A 20,395-nucleotide genomic window follows, 5' to 3' on the forward strand; every position below is an offset into this window, starting at 1 on the left:
TGAGAAATGAAAATGGTAAATGCGTAAATTAACCCAAACCACCGAAAAAGACTTCCTGGAAGAACTCCAGGAAATCTCCCGTGCTGCCCGTGCCGAGATAGAGGCCCGGTCAATCGGTCTCGATCCATCGCCCGCCGCCCGTGGCGAGCGCCGACGCCGGGTGTTGCTCGACCGTGATTTCGAGTTCTTCGCCTACACCTATCTGCCGCATCACATCCGGCCGCCGGCGTCGAACTTCCACCGGCATTTCTTTGAGCGTTATCCGCAGTTGCTGGATAAGCCATCCGGCGCTAAGGAATGGTGGATCGCCCCGCGAGGCGAGGCCAAATCCTCGTTGACCACCAAGGTTGGCCCAGTGTGGTGCGCAGTCATCGCCCTGGTGCAGAAGGAAAGCATCCGCGCTGAGATCGGCTGGCCAGCTGACCGTCCGCTGCCTTATTTCATTGATTACATCACCATGCTCGGCGCCGAAACGAAGCTGCCAACCAAGCTGCTTGAGGTCGTTAAAACGGAGTTGATGTTTAACGCGGCGCTGGCGCTGGACTTTCCCGAGGCCTGCGGCGGCACAAAGCAATGGAAGATCGGCGAATTCACCACGAAGAGTGGCGTCAAAATGGAGGCCTTCGGTGCCGAGCAGGCCATCCGGGGCACCTTCCATGGCGCCAGCCGCCCCAAGCTGCTCCTGGGCGACGACCTGATTACTGACAAGGAAGCGAAAAGCCCGACCGAGCGCGACAACCGCTGGGACTGGCTGGAAAAGGCCGTCGACTTCCTTGGTCCGCCGGATGGCACGGTCAAGTTTGTGGGTGTCGGCACCATTCTCAACAAGGATGACCCGATCAGCAGAGCCAAGAAGGCCATCGGCCACCTGGTGCATCACTTCCGCGCCATCGAGCGCCTGCCGGATCACATGGATCTGTGGGAACGCTGCCAGGAGATCATGCTCAACGAGGACAAGCCGGCCGAGGAAGACGCCGCAGGCCGGGGCGAAGTGCTCGGCGAACAGCAATTGCCGTCTTACCTGTTCTACCTGGACAACAAGGCCGACATGGATGCCGGCGCCGAGATTTCGTGGCCACAAGTGCGCTCGCTGTTCTGGCTGATGCGCCAGCGTGCCAAGAACGCTCGAGCGTTCGGTACAGAAATGCAGGGCGAGCCGAGGAGTGATGAAGACAAGGTGTTTTCGCCGGTGCACTTCTCGGTTGGCCGCCTGCCGCACTTCGTGATGTTCGGCGCTTGCGACCCGTCGATGGGTAAAGGGGAACGTTCAGACCCATCGGCCTTGGTCGCTGGTGCCTGGGACCGCGAACGCAAAAAGCTGCATGTCGTCGAGGCGTTGATCAAGCGCCGCGTACCCTCCAAGCTGGAAGCCGACCTGATCACATTCCAGCGCGAATTCCGCTGTCTTGCCATCGGATTCGAGAACAACAACGCGTACGAACACAGCCGCCAGACCTTCATCAAGGCCGGCCTTGAGGCGCCGCAACCGATTGCATTGCCGCTCGTTGCAGTCACCGCGACGGTTGAACAGGAACTGCGCATCGACAGTCTGGAGCCGTTCATTACCGATGCCTTCGAGCCGCGCATCCTGTTTAACCCCGCACTCACACAGCTACTGGCCGAACTCGACGCCTGGCCGGAGAAGCAGACCGGCCACCACTTCGACGGCCTGTGCGCCCTGCATATTCTGTGGGTGATTGCTAGCACACGTGGCGGCGCGCTTGGCTCGACAGGTGTCGCATCACGGCCGCGCAAAGATCGTGACAGCGTCAATTTCCAAGGCTACTGACCTCATGCAAAATCTGACCGACCACATTGCCCTGCGTTCGCGCAGTATCGACTTCACGGCGCTGGGCTTCTTCCTACCTAACCCAGACCCCATCCTGCGCGCCCGTGGCGGCAGAATCGAGATCTATCGCGAACTGCGCACCGATTCCCATGTGGGCGGCTGCGTACGGCGCCGCAAATCTGCCGTCAAGGCGCTGGAATGGGGGCTGGATCGTCGCCAGGCGCCGGCCCGTATTGCCAAGGAAATTAAGGCGCTCTTTGCCGACCTGGACATGGATCGCATCATCGGCGAGATGCTCGATGCCGTTTTCTATGGCTACCAGCCGATGGAAAACCTGTGGCAGAAAACCGGCAGTCTGGTCGTGCCTGGCGATATTGTTGGCAAGCCACCGGAGTGGTTCCATTTCGACGACAACAACCAGTTGCGCTTCAAGACACGGACCAACCCGGTCAATGGCGAGGAGTTGCCGCCGCGCAAGTTCCTGCTGCCCCGGCAAGATGCCACCTACCAGAATCCCTACGGCTTTGCCGATCTGTCGATGTGCTTCTGGCCCATCGTGTTCAAGAAAGGTGGCGTCAAGTTCTGGATGCGCTTTGTCGAGAAATTCGGCAGTGCCTTCTCGGTCGGCAAGCTGCCGCGCACGGCCAGCCCTGAAGAGCGCGCCGAATTACTCGATAGCCTGGATGCGTTGATACAAGATGGCGTGGCCACCATTCCAGACGACGGTAGCGTCGAACTGATCGAGATGGCCGGCAAAAGCGCCAGCGCCGATCTGTACGAACGCCTGGTGATGTACTGCCGCAGCGAGGTCAGCATCGCGCTGACCGGCACCAATCAGACGACAGAGGCCAATAGCAACAAAGCCAGCGCCAGCGCCGGGCTGGAAGTGGCCGATGACTTGCGCGATGGTGATGCTGAAATTGTTGCCGCAGCGATGAATCAACTGATCCGCTGGGTGGTCGAAATCAACTGGGGTAATCAAGCGGCACCGGTGTTCGAGTTCTGGGACCAGGCAGCACGCGACCAGATGCAGGCCACTCGCGACAAGTCGAACTACGATGCCGGGGCGCGCTTCACCAATGCCTACTGGGTGCGCGCCTATGGCTACCAGGAAGGGGATTTGCAGGAAGCCAGCGCGCCGGCCGAATTGCCCAATGTTGCGGTCGACCGGCCGGAAAAGGCAAAAACGCCCGCGCTAGTCGAGGCCGAGACGCAAGCCGAGGATGCCGACGAGGGCGGCGAAACCGGCAAGGCCGACTTTGCCGAAGCGGCAGTACAGGCGAGCACGCCTGGGCAGCTTGCAGGTCAATTGTCCAAGCACGAACAACCGCACGTTGCCCAACTGTTGCAAGAGATTGTCTCGCTGGTCGACGCCGCATCGGATCAGCCCGCACTGCAAGACGCATTGCTTAAAGCCTACGGGGATCTCGATACTGACGCGCTGACACAACTGATGGCGGCTGGATTCGCCTTGGCTGAATTGAAGGGTATGGCTGCGGTGCGTGATGAGGCGGGTCATGGCTGACATCGCCTTCGGCTTTGGTACGCCGTTTTCCGAGCAGCTCGATTTCTTCCGCCAGAAACTCAATCTACCCAGCGAGCGCTGGGATGACATCAAGCAGGCCGCACACGACCGCGCATTCATTGTCGCGGGTGCCATGAAAGCAGATCTGCTCGCCGATCTGCGCGGCGCCGTCGATAAAGCCATCGGGGAAGGCCGAGGACTGGATGCCTTTCGCAAAGACTTTAAGGCGATTGTGGCAAAGCACGGCTGGACGGGCTGGACAGGCGAAGGCACAAAGGCTGGCGAAGCCTGGCGCACCCGAGTCATCTGGGAAACCAATATGGCTACGAGCTACGCCGCTGGGCGTTACCGCCAGCTCACAGATCCTGAGTTTTTAACGCTCTACCCCTACTGGCGCTACCGGCATGCGGACTGGGTTGCAAATCCGCGGATGCAGCATGTGTCCTGGAACAATCTCACACTGCCGCATTACCACCTGTTCTGGAAATCCCACTTCCCGCCGAATGGCTGGGGTTGTCACTGCTGGGTAACACCGGTCAGCGCGGCCGAATACGCCAAAGCACAAGCGGCAGGCCAAACGGAACCACCGGCCGGGTGGGACCAGCGCGGCGACACAGGGCAATTGCCGGGCATCGCACCGGGATTCGACTATGCCCCAGGCGCCAGCATCAAGAAACCGCTTACGGATTTCATCTCTGAAAAGCTGATCAAGCTCGATGCCCCGATTGGTGCAGACATGTACGAGTCGCTGCGGCCAGCCCTGATTGATGAAATGCGCCTGGCTGTCACCGAGCTGGTCGACGTAGCTGCTTCCCGCATGAAGCCGGCTGGAGAAGCGGCCTTGGTGCATGTCGTAGCACCTCGCACCATCGCGGCATTGGCCGAGCGAAATATAGCAATGGAGTCGGCTGACGTGTGGCTGCGCGACGAAGAATTGATCCATGCCCTGCGCCACACCAAGGATGCTCGCGGTGCCACGTTGCCGCTGACCGTGTGGCGCGAGCTGGTCGCGGTGCTGGATGGTGCAGATCCCTATCTCGACACTCACGATTCAGCGCTGGTCTATGCCTTCGATATGCCTGACGGCGTTGGTAAGGTGCTGGTGCGAGTCAATTACGCCGACAAAGTCCGCGTCCAAGGAAAGCGGTCGCGGCTGACGTCGAATTTTGTTCGCACGGGTGGTGTCGTCAAGGTTGAGGACATCCGCAATGGTGCGCAGTACGTGAAACTTGAGAAGTAAGGCGGTGCCGGATTCGAACCGGATCATAGCGACCGAAGCCCCTAACCATTCCCATTGGAAACAACCGCCTCCGTTTAAGTATAGCCCCTAGTCATTGCCAGTAAAAGGAACCAACATGTTCAGCATTGAAGTCAACGACCGGGCAGTCAATGCTGCGCTGGAAGCAATCGCCCAGCGCGTCGGCAACCTTCAGCCAATCCTGCAGGGCATTGGTGAAGAGATCATGGAGCGCGCCAAACAGCGCTTTTCGACAAGCACCGGAGCGGATGGCCAGCGCTGGCAGCCGAATGCTGTGGCCACAGTGCAGGCACTGATTGAGGATGTGCGGGGGAAGAAAGGTGGCGTGCAGAAGAATGGCAACCTCTCAAAGAAAAGCCAGGCCACTTTGGCGGGTAAGAAAGTATTGATCGATACAGGCGCACTGGCCCGCCAGTTTCACGTCAGCAGCAACGGCAACAGCGTGACCGTCGGCAACAGCATGATCTACGCCGCGATCCACCAGTTTGGCGGGCAGGCAGGCCGAGGCCGCAAGGTCACGATTCCCGCCCGGCCCTTTCTGCCCGTCAAGCAGGATGGGAGTCTTTACCCGACCGAGCAGGCGGCCATCCTCTCCGCGCTAAACGACTACCTGGCTGGCAAGTAAAAAGCCCGGCTCGGGGCCGGGCTTCAGAATCGCGCCGTAGGCGATTTTTCCAGATAGGTGGGGTGCTGGTATTCCTTTGAAAAAATACCCCCGTTAAGTACCCGTTACTGGCAGTCGTAGGCGCATTGTCGATTGCCGATGTTGTTCTGTTTTGCTAATCGATGGGAAAATCGGCGTAAAAGCTTCAGGATTTAGTCTTCAGTGATGGCGTTGCGCGAAATCACACTAATCTGACCACTGAATCACATCAACTTGACCGGCTCGAATCGACCCGAAGCGGAAGTTGGTTGCCAGGGAAAGCGGACGTTCAACGTGGAAGTCACCGGAGCTGCACGGCTTTATCGCGCAGCGTCCGGTGGACCGCAGGGTCAGACACTTTCTACCGTCGGCAGAGGTTTCTTCTTCACGCGGGGACGACGGGCAGTGGATGTTTTTGACTCGGCGGGCTCATTAGTAGAAGACTCCTTGCCGTTAGTAGGGGCAGCTTTTTTCTTGGCGCTAGCGGCCTTCTCTCGGAGCTGAGTGAGCCAAGACTTCATATCCGAATTGGATCGTAGATCCTCAAATAGAGGCCAGTCGGATAGCTCGGAAAGTGAAAAGCGCTTCCCCTTATAGAGGCGCATTATCAAAGTTAGGGCAGCGTCGTGTTCATCCAGCAGACAATGGCGCGCTAACCGAAAGAGGTCATCTTTGGCTGAGACGTCGAAATCGGTTACTTCGACTTTGATTGCGTCCAGCCCACCCACACGCTTGCGAGCTATCCATGCATTGACTTTGGCCATCAGTATTGAAATTTCGTCCGCGGCCTTGTCTCTTACAATGAACTCCGCAATCTCGGTTGCCACGTTCCAACGCTTGTTCTGAAGAGCGTCATATGATGAATGGACTATGAGCGAAGGACGTTCGTCGCTTTTTTTCTCGCACTTAGCCCATAGCTCGAACGCAAGTTGGAGAAATGCAGATTCGAAGCAGTCAATCGCTGAGAACAGGTAGGTCCTAGATACGCTAAGACTCTTGTCCAGCATGTCTGGCTTGGTGAGACTTTTGCTGACCTTCGACAGGTATATCTTGTTCACTACGCCATCGTTGTGGACGAAAAGATTTCTGCGCTGAAAGTTTTCAACGAGCTGATCATGATGCTTGTTGATTCCAGGAAGCTCCAGCTTGAGCTGACTCCTAAAGTACTCAACCCAATCGTCGTAGCTGCCGCGGAGAAGGTTTTCAATCTTCCAGCTCACAAGATAAGTGCGCGCATCTTCTAGGCTTGAGAATGCGGATAGCTCTTCAAAGGTGAACTGCTTCTCCTTGGCGTTGACGGCAGAGGGATGCTTGCGGAAGAAAAGATGGAGAAGGCGCGACAGGAAGGACTCGACAACACTAACCAGGCTTATGAGTGAGCTACGGTGCAAGTGTTGGACACCACTTTCACTCCGTAGAATTGTGCTGATGGTTTTATCAAAATCTTTCAGGTCGTCGCGGTGGCCGAATGCCGAAAGGTGCACCTTGCCATTTCCGTTGTCTTTTACTTCGAACCGGAGTGACGATTCGCAGGGCGTTTGGTTTTCCGCACAAGCGTCCTGAATTAAGTGGATGTCGGACTTGAGCGTGTCATCGAGTTGACACAAGGCTTCACCAAGTCCGTCATAGCGGGATAGCGCGGTCTCAAGCTCCTTGAGCTTGTGCTTCTTGATTAGGCTCTCGACAAGCTCCGAGAACTCGCGCAAGTCGGTAAGGCTGCGACTGAAGCGAAATATGGCTGATGAAAAGTCACTATCAAATGACGATGCAGATTCGTCTGATTTGGAAAATTTAGTCATATCGCCATACGCCTTTCGATACGGTCAGTGAAGGAAGATAAGTGTCTAAGGTAAAGCGGACAACAATATTGCAGGGTTTCTCGGTTTCACGACGTATGACCTAGCGGCGTTCATTGGTGCAATCCGTTGTTTTTTAACTACAACTGGTGAATCTTTCGGCCTGCATACAGTACTTAACAGTTCCGAAAGCCCTGCAAGCACCCCAGGACGTGCCAATGGCATTATACGACAGCTTTAGAGCGTATTCGACCACTGGCTGCTGATGGCCGATGCTGTTGAAAAACTCGCTTTCTGGTGGAAAAGGAGCTTGGGCCAAAAAGCTCGACGTTCACAATCGCTCTGTATTCGACGATCTCGCCACCGGGAAGGTTTCGGCATACCTTGGAAAAGCATGGTTTTGAGTTTTTCAACAGAATCGGCCGGTTACTGACTATCACCAACTAGCCGACACCAAATATAGCATAGTCATATATAACGAGTTCGGGCCGACAACTTAGTTGAGATTTCGCACCGTTGCGACTCACTAAGCACACCATGCTATATTGATACGTCATCAATACGATTGGCCGAGTTAGTCATGAAAGAAAAGAAAATTTTGTTACTTGTGGCGTCTATCGCCCTATCAGGATGCCTCGGCATCTTTGCTTATTTTTTTGGGTGGCCGCTTTACCAGGAAGCTGTAGCAAGCAAAGAGGGCGAGAAAAAAATAGCCTTGGCACAGGAAAAGGTTGCGTCAGAACTCCTTGATCCATCAAGCGCGCAATTCAGAGAATCAAAAGTCGACTTTTCCGGAAGCGTCTGTGGGCAAGTTAACGGGAAAAATGCCTACGGAGCCTATGTTGGATTTCGGTGGTTTTATGTAACGACTACATCGGTAACAGTTGATCATCCAGATGCCGCTATTAAGCTTGCAGAAGTTATGTGCAAAAACAAGTAACACAATTTATGTCGACGATCTTACCGAGAGCCTCGCGAGGTCATTGAACTGCCGACGCCCGTCCCCCTGACCGCGTAAAGCCCATGTCGCCAAACTGGCGGCATGGCACATCAAACCACTCCCCTGCAGATTTTCAAGCCCGGCCGGCATGCCGCGATGAGCGGTGCCGAGCTGACGTTTTCCGATAGCGATGTCGCTGCGTCGGCGGCAGCCTATGACCCGGCCTTGTTCGAAGCACCGCTGGTGGTGGGGCATCCGCAGCTTGATGCGCCCGCCTATGGCTGGGTGAAGTCACTCGGCTTTGCCGATGGCGCACTTGAAGCACTACCACAGCAAGTCGACCCAGCCTTTGCCGAAATGGTCGCCGCTGGCCGCTTCAAGAAAATTTCCGCTTCCTTCTTCCACCCCGCCGCACGGAATAACCCCGTGCCGGGGGTCTATTACCTACGCCATGTCGGCTTTCTCGGGGCGCAGGCACCGGCCGTCAAGGGCTTGCGAACACCGGAGTTTGCCAGCAGCGACGACGATAGCGAGATCGTCAGCTTCGAATTTTCCACCCCTGTTTTTCAACCCGCCCCGCAAGGGGATACCGGCCCTCTGGGCCATAAGGAGGCGTCGACCGTGACACCTGAAGAAAAGGCCGCGCTGGAGGCCGAGAATGCCCAGCTCAAGAAGAAAGTGGCCGATGCCGAGGCAGAAACCAAGCGCTTGGCACAGGCACAGATCGAAGCACAGCACACGGCCTTTGCCGAGGGCTTGATCGGCCAGGGCAAATTGCTGCCGGCCGACAAGGCTGTGGTGGTGGCGACCATGAACCTGTTTGCCAACGAATCGCTGAGTTTTTCCGATGGCGACGGCGAGAAGGCCTTGCTCGATGGCTTCAAGGATTTCTTGAACACCTTGCCGCCGCGTATCGAATTTGCCGAAACGGCCACGGCCGCCAAGGCAGCGGGCGCCGATCCGCGCGTCGAGTTCGCCGCACCGCAAGGCTATGGCATCGACCAGGACGCCTTGGCCACCCATCAGAAGGCGCTCGCCTACCAGGCGCAGCATCAATGCGATTACCCAGCCGCCGTCCGTGCGGTGATGGCTTAACCCGAGGAGGATTTCATGAGCCAACAAGCGATTTCCCTGCTTGCCCTGACGGTCGGCCTGACCGGCGCAGCGGCAGCCAACCGTTTCATTACCCCGGCGGGCGCCCAGGCGGGCGCTGGCGCCAATACCTTGGGCGTTACCCGCTCGGCCGGCAGTATCGGCGAGAAGGTTCCCGTCGATGTGATCGGCACGGCAGTTGTCGAGGCCGGCGCGGCAATCACGCAGGGCGACACCCTGAAGGTTGACGCCAATGGCAAGGCGATTACCTGGGCTGTCTCGGGTGCCAAGGTCGCCATTGCGCTGCAAGCCGCTGGCGCCGACGGTGCCCTGATCGAAGTGCTGTTGCTTCCCAACGCTTAAAGGAGATTGACCATGACGCAAATGACAACTGGCCAGGCCCGGGTCATCGATCCGATTCTGACCACGGTGGCCAAGGGCTACCAGAATGCCGAATTTGTCGGCGGCGCCCTGTTTCCCAAGGTGCCGGTTCAGCAGCGCGGCGGCAAGATTCTGTCGTTCGGCCGCGAGGATTTCCGGCTTTACGCCACCGGCCGCACGCCGGGCACCAACACCAAGCGCGTGCAGTTCGGCCATTCGTCGGGCAATTACGCCCTGGAGCAGCATGCGCTGGAAGGCGTGGTGCCGTTCGAGCTGCTTGAAGAAGCCAACCGCGTGCCGGGTGTGGATCTGGGGCAGAACGCCGTCCGCAAGACGCAGGACATCATCAGCCTGCGCCTGGAAAAAGCCCAGGCCGATCTGGCCACCGATGCCAGCAAGTACGCGTCCAGCAACAAGACAACGCTGGCTGGCACCGACCAGTGGAGCGATTACTCGGGCACCTCGGAGCCGATTGACGACGTCAAGACCGGCATCGAGGCAGTACGCCAGAAGATCGGCAAGCGGCCAAACACCGTGGTGATGGGCGCCGCCGTCTGGTCCAAGCTGCAGTATCACCCCAAGGTGATCGACCGCATCAAGTACACCGGCCGCGATGCCGCGACCCCGGAGTTACTGGCGCAACTGTTCGGCGTCAAGCAGGTGCTGATCGGCGATGCCTTGTACGAGAACGACGCGGGCGAACTGGTCGATGTCTGGGGCAAGAAGGTGGTGATTGCCTACACCGAAGTGGGTGGCGTGTCTGACATGGGGCGGCCGACCTTCGGCTATACCTATCAGTTGGGCGGTTATCCGGTGGTCGAGCAGGCTTACCAGGACCGCAACGCCAAGAGTTGGGTGTATCCGGTGACCGACGAAGTGTCGCCGGTCCTCGCGGGGGCTGATGCCGGTTACCTGATCTCGGCGGCGGTGGCTTGATCATGGCGGCCAATAGCAAGGCAGCGGCCGCCAAGGCCGCGCCCGCCAAGGCCGCGTCCAGCGCCGCAGATGATGCAGCGTTGGTGGTCATGGCTGTCCTTGAACCGCTCAAGTATCGCGGCAAGCGTTATCTACCTGGTGAGCCGCTACTCGCCGTGCCGGATGACTTACCCGCCTTGATCGACGCGGGGCTGGCAGAAGTCGCCGACCTGACGGAAGCCGGGCAGTAAGCCATGCCCTACGCCACCCAGTCTGATCTGGAAGAGCGCTTTGGCAGTGAGGAGCTGGCGCAACTGACTGACCGTGTCAACGGATCAATCATTGATGCCGCAGTGGTGGGGCGAGCCTTGGCAGATGCGCATGCAGAAATCGATAGCCACCTTGCGGTGCGCTACCCGCTACCGCTGTCCAGCTCGCCGGAGGTGCTGGTCGCTATCGCTTGCGACATTGCCCGTTACCGGCTGCACGATGAACGCGCTACCGAGATTGTGGCCAAACGCTACGAAGAGGCGGCACGCCGCCTGCGTGCGCTGGCCTCCGGCGCGGCGGTGCTTGTCGGAATTTCCCAGCCGGCAGCGGCGGGTGGCGTGAACGTTACTGTACGGTCGTCGGCACGGTTTTTTGACGCCGACGGGCTGGCGGAATACTAAGTGAACCTGAAGCCCATCAAAGATCGCCTGGTGGCGGTCAAGCCAGCCGGCGTGCGCAAAGTGGGTAGCGCCGCCGACCTTGCCGCGCTCAAATCCGGCCGAGTGCCAGCGCCGGCTTTATATCTGCTGCCGATGGATGAGCAGGCGGGGAAAATGAATGTGGCCAGCGATACCATCGTGCGCGTCGCTGCGGGTTTTGCTGTTGTATTTGCCGTGAAAAATTGTAGTGACGGTGATGGCGGTGCAGCGATTGATGACCTGGAGCCATTTCGTGATGCTGTGAAGATCGCGCTGCACGGCTGGTCACCCGATACGTATCTTGACCCGGTTGAGTTTTCCAGCGGGCGGCTGATGTCCTTTGACGATGGGGTGGTGTTCTGGATGGATGAGTACCGAACCGCCTACTACATGCGTCCATCCACCTAGAGCGCCGACGCCCGTCCCCCTGACGACCAATCGGCCCGGCGCTCAAACTCGGGGTGTTTTCACATTCCGGAGTAATCCATGACCGATGCAGCAAAAGACCCGACCAGTTGCCCGAACTGGGGCAAAGGTGGTCGTTACGTGATTGACCCTGTCACGAAGCAGCGCGTTCCTGCTGCCGCTGTGCCGCAAGTGCCGGCAGTCCAGGCGCCTGCCGATGAAAAATCCTCTGTCAAGAAAGGCAAATAAGCCATGGCAAATCTGCTCGCACAGCCGCGCAAGTGGGACCGCAAGGCGATTTACATTACGGACGAATCCGGGGGGTATGGCGTTGATGCCGCGCCAACCGGTCTGCTCAATTTTGTCGAAGCGCGCAATGTCACGCTGACTTCGTTCGAGGCTGAGACCGTCGACCGCAACATTGTCATGCCCCATATGGGTAATGGCGGCAAGATCATTACGTCGATCTGGTCAAAACTCTCGTTCGAGATCGCGCTGACCGGCGCTGGCGCGGCAGGCACTGCGCCGAAATACGCTTTTCTTCTGCTCGGCCTGGCATTCAGCGAAACGCTCGACGCCGGCACCTCGGCGACGTACAACGTTGTGTCGGAAAATTTCGATAGCTTGTCGGCCTATATCAACATCGACGGCACGTTGCATAAATTGCTCGGCTGCCGGGGTGAGGCCAAGTTCGCCCTATCTGCCAAGGGTTTGCCGATTCTCAAGATCGAGCTAACGAGCCTTTACACTGCGCCTGCCGCTGCTGGCATGCCGGCGGTTGATAAGACGGGCTGGTTGATTGAAGAAGCGGTGAATGCGGTCAAGACCGGCCCGCTTACAGTCAACGGCGTTGATCTCGCGTTTTCCAGCTTTGAATGGTCCTGCGGTAACAAGATTGCGCGGATCGATCTGCCCGGCCCACAGCGCGAAGTGGCGATCACGAACCGTGCGCCGACGGCATCGGCAACGGTGCTGGCGCCCGCTCTGGGCGTCTTCAATCCGTACGCCCTGGCAGAAGCCAATACGCCGGTTTTGGTCAGCAATACCCACGGCAGTGCGGCGGGTAAAAAGGTCAAGACTGACCTCAAGGCCACCATCTCCGGCGTCTCGGAGGATCAAGTCGAGGGCATGCTGGCTTACAAGCTGAGCTTTAGCCTTGATCCTGTTGTCGGCAACGACGAAATCACGCTCACTATCCTGTAAGGACTCTCACCATGGCATTCGCTGTACGTAAACTCAAACACCGGCCGTGGCCGGTTACGGTCACCCTCCAGTCCGCCAACGCCGACGGCGATATCGTCGAGACTGAGCACAAGTTCATTGGGCACTTTGCGCCGTTTTCCGAGAAGGAATACAAGGCGCTCGTTGAAGCGTTGAAAGCGCCGGTGCCCGTCGCTGAGCAGCCGACGACCAACGACCAGGTTGCCGCCGAGCTGGCGATTGCCGATGTGCTTGAGCGCAACGCAAAGCTGTTCTCTCGGGTGCTTGTTGGCTGGGAGAAGGTGGAAGACGAATCGGGTCAGCCGCTGCCGTATTCGCATGATGAATTGCATGCGATGGTCACCGGCCCGGACGGCTTGGCCATCTCGAATGGGTTTGGTCGCGCAATCTCCGAAATTCGTTTCGGCGGTGCTGCAGCAAAAAACTTGAACACCTCGGTCGAGCCTGGGCAAAAGTCCGGCGCGGCCGAGGCAGCGACGAGTTCGCCTCAGACCTGATCGAAGCCGGGTTCACTACGGCAGAGCTGCTTGAGCGGGGCATTGATATCACGCCGCCCGAAATCGATCTGTGGCCCGAGCAGCATCGCGTGTTTGATGTTTGGGTCGCGCTGCAGAACGCTTGGCAGATTGTGGCCGGCATGAACGGCATTGCGTATATCGGCTTTGATCGCCCGGCAGCCGAATCTGTCATGCGGATGTCGGGTGTTAAAAAGCGGGATCGTGGCAAGCTGCTGGAAGACTTATCAACGGTCGAATCCGCTGCGCTGCCGATATTGAACAGCAAGTAAAGCGCCGACGCCCGTCCCCCTGACGGTTAAAACCCCCACCCCGGAAAATTCGGGTGTGGGGGTTTTTTTATGGCCGACGAAATAAAGGCCGCAGCGTGTAGCCAGCGATGAAGAGTAACCACCCAACGGCAAGCGCTGGGTGCGCAGACCACATCAAAGCAAATGGAATCAGGATGGCGATGACGCCAAGGGCAATCGAGAGCATGGGCGTACTATGACACAAGAACTTGGCATACGGATTAGCGTTGATGGCCGTGCCGGCGAAGCCGGGCTGCGGTCCTTCAACAACAGCCTGCAGGGCACACAGGGTCATGTCGCCAATATCGAACGTGCCGCCAGTTCGGCAACAGCCAGCTTGGCGCGCATGGGGCATGCCGCAGTAACGGCGCTGTCGGTACGAGAGTTGGCGGCAACAGCCGATGCCTACGTTTCGATCAACGCACAGTTGAAGATTGCCACCGGTAGTGCGCTGGCGGGTGCGCAGGCCTACGAGGGAGCACTCCGAATCGCCCTGGATTCCGGGCAGGCGCTGAGTGAAGTGTCCAACGTTTATAAGCGATTTGCCGACAACGCGACGACACTGGGCATGTCGCAAAAGCAAGTGGCGCAAGCAACCGAAACGGTTGCTCAGGCCATGGCGCTGTCCGGTGGTTCAGCTGAGTCAGCCAAAGCCGCTTTGGTGCAATTCGGACAGGGGTTGGCCTCTGGCACATTGCGCGGTGAAGAACTGAACAGTGTCCTGGAACAGGCACCGAGGTTGGCAAGGCTGGTTGCTGATGGATTTGACGCCCCGGTCGGAAAACTCCGCGAATTAGCGGAACAGGGGAATATCACCAGCGAAGTGCTGGCCGAGATTCTTCAAGGCGATGCCGCCAAAAAAGTGGCGACTGAATTTGCCGAATTGCCGGTCACCATTGGTCGTGCCATGACCAACCTGAAAACCGGCTTTACCGACGTGGTCGGCGATTTTGAAAAGAGCACCGGGGTTTTTGCTTTGGTTGCTTCCGGGCTTGATGGTATTGCCAGGCACATGGATGTCATCGCGGCCGGCGCCGGCGCTGTTGCTGCGGTGATGGCTGGGCGGATGGTATCAAGTTTGTCGGCATCGGCTGTTGCCGCGATTGCCGCTGGCAATGCCAATCGTGCCTTGGTTGGCGCCGAGCTGCAGGCTGCGCAAGCGGCTGTTGCATCGGCGACCGCACGGGCGGCGAGCATAGGGATGTTGGCCGGCGAAACAGCGACCACAAACGCGCTGGCCGCTGCAAAGCTACGGCTGGCCGAAGCGCAGCAGGCCGCGACCGCCGCCAGCCGGGCCGGGATGGTTATTGGGGCGCTGGGCGGCCCGATTGGTTTGGTGACTACTGCCTTGACGCTGGGTATTACGGCCTGGTCGATGTGGAGTGACAAAACTCAGCAGGCGACGTTAGACGCTGCGCGCAGTGCCTCCGAACATATCGACAGCATGATCAACAAGGTTGCGGAATTGAATGGCCGGCTAGCTGAGGTGTCGAGAAAGTCCTACGACGCTACGATCAGTGCGGCAACCAAGGATGTCTCGGAGAATGCCAAAGCCTATAGCGCGACGTTGATCGAAATTGAAAAATTGGCGGCAAAAGGTGATAGCCGTCTCGTCGAGCGATTGGCGCTTGAGCGCCAGGCGCAGGGTTTGCTCGAGAAAGGTGGTCAGCTTGAGAAGGAACTTGCTACAGCCCGCGCAGGCTATGCCGAAGTCGGCACTGCCGCACTAAATCGTTTTTCTGAAGCGAATGCCGTCGGCCCTGAAAAAGTGGTCGTCAAGCAAACGAAGCTGCTGCAGGAATACGCCCAGGCGATCGCGGCAACCGGCGGTGTGTTTGATGCGTCCAATGCGGCCCACAAGCGGGCATACGATGCGCTTAATGCCGGACTGGCTGATGCGGCAAAAACCTCTCAAAACGGTCTCAAGAATGACTTGTCGCAAATCGGCAAGGCGCAGATCGAGGAGCTGCGCAGCAACAGCAAGACAGAAATCGAGCTGGTTAAAGACAAGCTGGCGCGCCGCCTGATTGCAGAAGAAGATGCGGCAGAGCAGATCAAAGCCATTCAGATCAAGTCATCGCAAGATGAAGTTGCTGCCTTGGCAAAGCGCTACGACAGCACGAAAGACCAGGGTGAGCGCAGTGCACTGATCGCGCAAATGAATGAAGCGAGCAATGCCGCCATGCGTGCGATTTCCGATGCGGATGCTGCTATGCAGAAGCTGGACGATGATGCCTTGCGACGCCATCAGGATTGGATGGTCGGCATTGGCAATGAAACGGGGGCTTTGCTTGAAAAAGCTGCAGCGGCCGAGCTTGAGCTGCAAACGATTGGCCTGTCTGCCGAGCAACTTGCCGTGCTCACTGCGCGGCGCTACGACGAGCAGATCGCCCTAAAGCAAAAGCGTATCGACCAGATCGGCACCAACGAAGCCATGCAGGCTGAGGTGTATCTCCTGGAGCAGCAGATTTCTGCACTTAACCGGCTGAAGTCTGCCGAAGTTGCCCGGCCTCGACTGCAGGAACAAGCCGAGTTTTGGCGCAGCATCGAATCGACCGCACACGCGACGTTTGTCAGCATTGCGGATGGTGGCAAGGATACCTGGCAGCGGCTGAAGGACACCGGGAAGAATATCTTCTTCGACTGGCTCTATCAGATGACGCTGAAAAAATGGCTGTTCAATATCTCGGCTACGGTTTCCGGCACGGGGATGGCCACGTCTGCAATGGGTGCGACGGGTGATGCGGGAAGCTGGATATCTGGTGCGCAGAACGCATACAGCGCTTACAACGGCTTGGGAAATATTGCGAATTCCTTTGGGGGCACAGGAAGCGGCGCGATTGTTGGATCAACTCAGATTGCAAATGGGGTTGGCGCTCTCGGCGGCGATTCGCTTGGCACTTTTATCGACCTCAATGCCAGCAACTGGGGAACCACCGCTGGAAACTCATTCACCAGCACAGTCGGCACAGGTCTGTCCTACGCCGGCGCCGGTCTCTCAGCTTACGGCGCGGGTCAGTATCTCGGCCAAAAGTACGGGACCGCTGCCGGTGCGGTGGGCGGCACAGCCGTGGGCGCAGGCTCTGTTGCTCTCGGTGGCGCGGTCAGCGGTGCTGTGGCGGGAACCGGCGCGATGGCCGGCGCCAGTGCGGCACTGGCGGCGATACCCGTGTGGGGTTGGGCTGCGATGGCAGCGCTGGCGATCTTCGGCGCGTCGGGCAAAAAACCGAAATTGCCGACGCTGGAGCTGTACAACAACCAGGCGGACGAAGCAGCAGCTTACGGCGCGAAACATAACGTGCCGGCGATTGATACCGCATTCGGCACCTTGGCTTACAGCGGTCAACACCTCAAAGAGGGCAAAATCGACATCAACCAGCTGATGGAAGAGCGGTTGAAACCCATTGCATCACTCGATGCCGCGATGGCATCCGTGATGACAGCCAATCAGTACGGATCAGCTCGCTCGCGGATGGAGAACTGGTCGGCAATGGAGGTCAATAAGGGCAAGAGCGTGATTGATCCGCTGGAGCAACGTCTCTTTGACATCATTGCGCCGATTGATGGTTGGGTTGGCTCCCTGCTCGACACGGTTGCCGGCACCGTCGATGAAAAGTATGCCCAGGCGATCAGCACGCTTGCTGCCCAAGGTACTACCGGTGGTGAGGAAATCGCCCAGGCGCTGTTGAGCGGTATCACGACGGGCATGGATGAGGGAGAAACCTTGGCGGGCGCGTTCGGCCGGATGGCGGGCGCGCTGGGCCAAATCAATCCATTGTTCGACGACCTCGGGCTGAAGCTGTACGACGTGTCACTGGCTGGCGCGGATGCGGCGAGCGACTTGATCGGTGTGTATGGCGGGCTTGAGAATCTGCAGAACGCCTTTGCCAGCTATTACGACAATTTCTATTCCGAAGAGGAAAAGCGGGCGAATACGATTCGCAAGATCGGTGATGAACTGGCGTCGGCCGGCGCGGATTTGTCGGCGATGAACCTCGGACAAATGACGCGCCAGCAGTTCCGTCAGATGTACGAATCGGTGGTCAATACAAAGGGGGCTGCCGATCCGCTGGCCCTTGCGCTGATGCGGGTTCAAGGCGCGTTCGCAAGCGTGACGGACGCAGCAACGAGCGCATCGAATGCCGCTGAGCGCCTGGCCATCGTGGCCGACATTGCGAACAGCCGCCAGATGTCCGCGCTGGATGTTTATAACGCGGCGCTCGATGCCAGTAACGACCAAGCCGCAGCTTTTGCTGACAATTACTCGACGTCGATACAGGCTCAAGTGCAGGCGCAGAAGTCCCTGCTCGATGCGTTCCGGACCTCTGTCGACTCGATCCGGAAATACCGGGATACGCTGGCGCTGTCGGATTTGTCGGTGCTGTCGCCGGAACAGAAGTATCTCGAAGCCCAGCGTCAGTTCGACGAAGCATCGCGCCTGGCACAACTGGGCAATGCGGATGCCCTGGCAACACTGCCCGATGTCGCAAACCGGATGCTGGAAGCTAGCCGAGGCTACAACGCGTCCGGCGGGGCTTATGCGGTCGACTACGCGAAGGTGTTGGACGTGCTCGACAAGTCGGAAGATGTCGCAGCACGCAATGCTGACCGCGCCAATGCATCGCTTGTCACGCTCGAGCGCGAGCTGTCGTACATCAATGGGCACAGCGCGTCGGCTGCGCGCTCGTTGCTGTCTGTCGATGATGCGATGGCGGCGCTGCTGGTTGAAGTGCGCAACTCGGCTGCGATGGGGGTTTCACTCAGCGCCGAAGTGGTCGCGGCACTCAAATCTGCAGGCATGACTGGCAAGGTCGTTGAGACGCAGGCCGGCTTGTCTTACACATCGGATCGAGGCGCCAGCGCGTTCATCAACGACCAGGGCGGGATCTCGATCACCGGCAAAACCGGCACCTGGTCGCAGGACTGGATGATCTCTGCAGCGACGGCAGCGGTGAGCGCCGGCAACACGCGAGACATTTACGATGCGGCATGGCGCGAGGGGCTGACGCTGGCCGAACTGGATGCGGTGCTGAAGCTGCCGGCCGGATCGGCTGAGGAATGGGCGCGGCAGAATGGTTTGCCGGCGTTTGCTGGCGGTGGTCAGTATCAGGGCGGCGCGGCCCTGGTCGGCGAAGACGGCCCGGAAATCATCCGGTTCTCCAGTCCTGGCCAGGTCTATACAGCCGAGCAGACTGAGGCGCTGTTTTCTCCGCGTCAGCAGCAAGTGATCATTCAGCAGGACAACCGGGATTTGATCGCCGCGATCCTGCAGTCGCAGGATGCGAACGCGACCGGACAAGCCGCAATCGTGACGAAGCTGGCAGGCATTGAAGGCCGGCTGTCGGCTATCGAGCAAAACGGTTCGTTGGCGAGGGCGGCGTAATGGCGTCGATCTATCTTGCCCACATCACGGTTTATGACCCTGCGCTGGCCGGTACTCGCACCCTCTATCTGTCGACCGCAGGCTTTACCACTGGCACGGCGAATCTACCGCCCGGCGGCGTGGCACACACTGCGTACGACCCGAGGATTTCTCAGCCGGCGAACATGCGTCGCGATGTGTTCAGTCGGGGAACGACCGGCGGTGAAAGCGACGTCGGTTATGGTGCCATGGAACTGGTCAATATCGACGGTGGCTTGGATGCTCTGTCGGATTATGGTCTGGATGGTCAGCCGATCTCGATCATCGTCGGTGATGTACGCCGGGGCGGTGTGCCGTCCTGGACTGTTGTTCTGCAGGGAACGATGGAACAACCCTCGCCCGGGTGGAGCAACGTCACGATCCGCCTGCGCGACCGGCAGGCCGAGTTGTCAAAACCGGCGAGCCCGAACAAGTTTGCCGGGAGCAATGCTCTGCCGGCCGGGCTGGAGGGGGTTGTTGGCGACCTGCAGGGCAAACCGAAGCCGAAGGTCTTTGGCCGCGTATTCAACATACCAACACCGTGTGTAAATACCTCGCGCCTGATCTACCAGGTGAATGATGGCGCGGTCACCACGCTGGATGCGGTCTATGACCGGGGTGTTGCCCTGGCTGCCGGTGCTGCGTATGCCTCGCAGGCTGAAATGGAGTCGACCGCGCCGGCCGCAGGTCAGTATCGCGTCTGGCTTGCTGGCGGCTATTTCCGCTTGGGCAGCACGCCGGCCGGCATGGTGACAGCCGATGTGACGCAGGGTGCGACCGCCGCCGCTCGCACGGTCGGCCAGCTGCTCAAGTCGGTGGCCACCGGACCTGGTGGGATTTCTGCGGTCGACGTGGTCGATGCCGATATTTCTGCGCTGGATACCAAGAACTCGGCACAGGTCGGCATCTGGGTAGATGGCAAGTCATGCCGCGAAGTACTCGACCAGTTGTGTGCATCCATCGGTGCTTGGTGGGGGTTTGACCGACTGGGCAAGTTTCGATGCGGCAGGCTGGAAGCGCCGGCAGGCGTGCCAGTCATCGAGATCCTGCCGGCGGACATCATCAGCATTGATCGGATCGCCAGTAACGACCCCGGCCGGGGCGTGCCGGCGTACCAGGTTGTGCTCAAGTACAAGCGGATCTGGGCGACGCAGCCGACCGACATTGCGGGCGCTGTGACGGATGCACGCCGGGCCGAGTTGCGCGAGGAATACCGCACTGTCACTGCAACCGATGCGGCGATTCAGACCAAACACAGACTGGCCGTGGTGCTTGAGTTCGAAACGCTGCTGGTGGCCAGCGCCGATGCATCGGCCGAGGCAGCACGCCGACTGGCGCTGTATAGCGCTGATCGCCAGATGTACGAGACCAAGATTGCATACGACGCATCGCTTGTGGCCAGCGTCGATATCGGCAACGTCGCGATGCTGCGCATTGACCGGTTCGGCATGGCCGGCGGCAAGCTGTTTGTTGTGATCGGCGTGCGCTCGGACCTGAAAAACAAGCTGCTCTACTTAACGCTCTGGGGATAACAA

18 protein-coding genes are annotated in these 20,395 nt (G+C 58.8%); 17 read left to right on the forward strand and 1 reads right to left on the reverse strand.

What is annotated here, in order from left to right:
* The first annotated feature begins 19 nt into the window (after positions 1–19).
* The 4 genes from RCI20_RS07250 to RCI20_RS07265 all read left to right on the forward strand — a co-directional run bounded on the left by RCI20_RS07250 (position 20) and on the right by RCI20_RS07265 (position 5,197).
* Complete coding sequence (locus RCI20_RS07250) at positions 20–1,789, forward strand: hypothetical protein (RefSeq protein ID WP_306603909.1); 1,770 nt, start codon at positions 20–22, stop codon at positions 1,787–1,789.
* Between the two features lie 4 nt (positions 1,790–1,793).
* Positions 1,794–3,314, forward strand: coding sequence for a DUF935 domain-containing protein (locus tag RCI20_RS07255; RefSeq protein ID WP_306603910.1), 1,521 nt, complete (start codon positions 1,794–1,796; stop codon positions 3,312–3,314).
* Complete coding sequence (locus tag RCI20_RS07260) at positions 3,307–4,554, forward strand: phage minor head protein (RefSeq protein ID WP_306603911.1); 1,248 nt, start codon at positions 3,307–3,309, stop codon at positions 4,552–4,554. The genes RCI20_RS07255 and RCI20_RS07260 overlap by 8 nt, the downstream gene beginning before the upstream one ends.
* Before the next feature lie 115 nt (positions 4,555–4,669).
* On the forward strand, positions 4,670–5,197 hold the full coding sequence (locus RCI20_RS07265) for a phage virion morphogenesis protein (RefSeq protein ID WP_306603913.1): 528 nt from the start codon (positions 4,670–4,672) through the stop codon (positions 5,195–5,197).
* Positions 5,198–5,565: 368 nt separating this feature from the next.
* On the opposite strand, the gene RCI20_RS07270 is transcribed toward RCI20_RS07265, so the two are convergent.
* Positions 5,566–7,014 carry a hypothetical protein gene (locus tag RCI20_RS07270; protein WP_306603915.1) on the reverse strand — a complete coding sequence of 483 codons (1,449 nt, stop codon included), beginning with the start codon at positions 7,012–7,014 and terminating at the stop codon, positions 5,566–5,568.
* Positions 7,015–7,591: 577 nt separating this feature from the next.
* On the opposite strand from RCI20_RS07270, the gene RCI20_RS07275 reads away from it, so the two are divergent.
* The 13 genes from RCI20_RS07275 (at position 7,592) to RCI20_RS07335 (ending at position 20,392) form a co-directional block, all read left to right on the forward strand.
* On the forward strand, positions 7,592–7,951 hold the full coding sequence (locus tag RCI20_RS07275) for a hypothetical protein (protein WP_306603917.1): 360 nt from the start codon (positions 7,592–7,594) through the stop codon (positions 7,949–7,951).
* A 102-nt stretch (positions 7,952–8,053) separates the two neighbouring features.
* Complete coding sequence (locus tag RCI20_RS07280) at positions 8,054–9,046, forward strand: hypothetical protein (protein WP_306603919.1); 993 nt, start codon at positions 8,054–8,056, stop codon at positions 9,044–9,046.
* 15 nt (positions 9,047–9,061) lie between these two features.
* The gene (locus tag RCI20_RS07285; RefSeq protein ID WP_306603921.1) at positions 9,062–9,406 is read left to right on the forward strand and encodes a DUF2190 family protein; all 345 of its coding nucleotides are present in this window, start codon (positions 9,062–9,064) and stop codon (positions 9,404–9,406) included.
* 12 nt (positions 9,407–9,418) lie between these two features.
* Entirely contained in the window at positions 9,419–10,360 is a 942-nt protein-coding gene (locus tag RCI20_RS07290; protein WP_306603923.1) for a major capsid protein, read from the forward strand.
* A gap of 2 nt (positions 10,361–10,362) precedes the next feature.
* Positions 10,363–10,590, forward strand: coding sequence for a hypothetical protein (locus tag RCI20_RS07295; RefSeq protein ID WP_306603925.1), 228 nt, complete (start codon positions 10,363–10,365; stop codon positions 10,588–10,590).
* 3 nt (positions 10,591–10,593) lie between these two features.
* Positions 10,594–11,010, forward strand: a complete 417-nt coding sequence (locus RCI20_RS07300) for a gp436 family protein (protein ID WP_306603927.1) — start codon at positions 10,594–10,596, stop codon at positions 11,008–11,010.
* Positions 11,011–11,436 carry a hypothetical protein gene (locus tag RCI20_RS07305; RefSeq protein ID WP_306603929.1) on the forward strand — a complete coding sequence of 142 codons (426 nt, stop codon included), beginning with the start codon at positions 11,011–11,013 and terminating at the stop codon, positions 11,434–11,436.
* A gap of 78 nt (positions 11,437–11,514) precedes the next feature.
* Positions 11,515–11,682 carry a hypothetical protein gene (locus tag RCI20_RS07310; RefSeq protein WP_306603931.1) on the forward strand — a complete coding sequence of 56 codons (168 nt, stop codon included), beginning with the start codon at positions 11,515–11,517 and terminating at the stop codon, positions 11,680–11,682.
* A gap of 3 nt (positions 11,683–11,685) precedes the next feature.
* A complete protein-coding gene (locus tag RCI20_RS07315; RefSeq protein ID WP_306603934.1) occupies positions 11,686–12,636 on the forward strand; it encodes a phage tail tube protein in 951 nt (316 codons plus the stop codon).
* 11 nt (positions 12,637–12,647) lie between these two features.
* The gene (locus tag RCI20_RS07320) at positions 12,648–13,151 is read left to right on the forward strand and encodes a hypothetical protein (RefSeq protein ID WP_306603936.1); all 504 of its coding nucleotides are present in this window, start codon (positions 12,648–12,650) and stop codon (positions 13,149–13,151) included.
* A 47-nt stretch (positions 13,152–13,198) separates the two neighbouring features.
* Complete coding sequence (locus RCI20_RS07325) at positions 13,199–13,441, forward strand: DUF1799 domain-containing protein (RefSeq protein ID WP_306604028.1); 243 nt, start codon at positions 13,199–13,201, stop codon at positions 13,439–13,441.
* 214 nt (positions 13,442–13,655) lie between these two features.
* Complete coding sequence (locus RCI20_RS07330) at positions 13,656–18,842, forward strand: tape measure protein (RefSeq protein WP_306603937.1); 5,187 nt, start codon at positions 13,656–13,658, stop codon at positions 18,840–18,842.
* Entirely contained in the window at positions 18,842–20,392 is a 1,551-nt protein-coding gene (locus RCI20_RS07335; RefSeq protein ID WP_306603938.1) for a hypothetical protein, read from the forward strand. Before RCI20_RS07330 ends, RCI20_RS07335 begins: the two co-directional genes overlap by 1 nt.
* Positions 20,393–20,395: the final 3 nt, after the last annotated feature.

Origin of the sequence: Azonexus sp. (assembly GCF_030824335.1) — a bacterium.
Lineage (GTDB): Bacteria > Pseudomonadota > Gammaproteobacteria > Burkholderiales > Rhodocyclaceae > Azonexus.

Bases quoted from the DNA above. Each gene is read 5' to 3' on its own strand.
- RCI20_RS07315 (WP_306603934.1), top strand. From the start codon at position 11,686: ATGGCAAATCTGCTCGCACAGCCGCGCAAGTGGGACCGCAAGGCGATT.
- RCI20_RS07285 (WP_306603921.1), top strand. From the start codon at position 9,062: ATGAGCCAACAAGCGATTTCCCTGCTTGCCCTGACGGTCGGCCTGACC.
- RCI20_RS07310 (WP_306603931.1), top strand. From the start codon at position 11,515: ATGACCGATGCAGCAAAAGACCCGACCAGTTGCCCGAACTGGGGCAAA.
- RCI20_RS07330 (WP_306603937.1), top strand. From the start codon at position 13,656: ATGACACAAGAACTTGGCATACGGATTAGCGTTGATGGCCGTGCCGGC.
- RCI20_RS07320 (WP_306603936.1), top strand. From the start codon at position 12,648: ATGGCATTCGCTGTACGTAAACTCAAACACCGGCCGTGGCCGGTTACG.
- RCI20_RS07270 (WP_306603915.1), bottom strand. From the start codon at position 7,014: ATGACTAAATTTTCCAAATCAGACGAATCTGCATCGTCATTTGATAGT.
- RCI20_RS07280 (WP_306603919.1), top strand. From the start codon at position 8,054: ATGGCACATCAAACCACTCCCCTGCAGATTTTCAAGCCCGGCCGGCAT.
- RCI20_RS07275 (WP_306603917.1), top strand. From the start codon at position 7,592: ATGAAAGAAAAGAAAATTTTGTTACTTGTGGCGTCTATCGCCCTATCA.
- RCI20_RS07265 (WP_306603913.1), top strand. From the start codon at position 4,670: ATGTTCAGCATTGAAGTCAACGACCGGGCAGTCAATGCTGCGCTGGAA.
- RCI20_RS07260 (WP_306603911.1), top strand. From the start codon at position 3,307: ATGGCTGACATCGCCTTCGGCTTTGGTACGCCGTTTTCCGAGCAGCTC.
- RCI20_RS07290 (WP_306603923.1), top strand. From the start codon at position 9,419: ATGACGCAAATGACAACTGGCCAGGCCCGGGTCATCGATCCGATTCTG.
- RCI20_RS07295 (WP_306603925.1), top strand. From the start codon at position 10,363: ATGGCGGCCAATAGCAAGGCAGCGGCCGCCAAGGCCGCGCCCGCCAAG.
- RCI20_RS07255 (WP_306603910.1), top strand. From the start codon at position 1,794: ATGCAAAATCTGACCGACCACATTGCCCTGCGTTCGCGCAGTATCGAC.
- RCI20_RS07300 (WP_306603927.1), top strand. From the start codon at position 10,594: ATGCCCTACGCCACCCAGTCTGATCTGGAAGAGCGCTTTGGCAGTGAG.
- RCI20_RS07335 (WP_306603938.1), top strand. From the start codon at position 18,842: ATGGCGTCGATCTATCTTGCCCACATCACGGTTTATGACCCTGCGCTG.
- RCI20_RS07250 (WP_306603909.1), top strand. From the start codon at position 20: ATGCGTAAATTAACCCAAACCACCGAAAAAGACTTCCTGGAAGAACTC.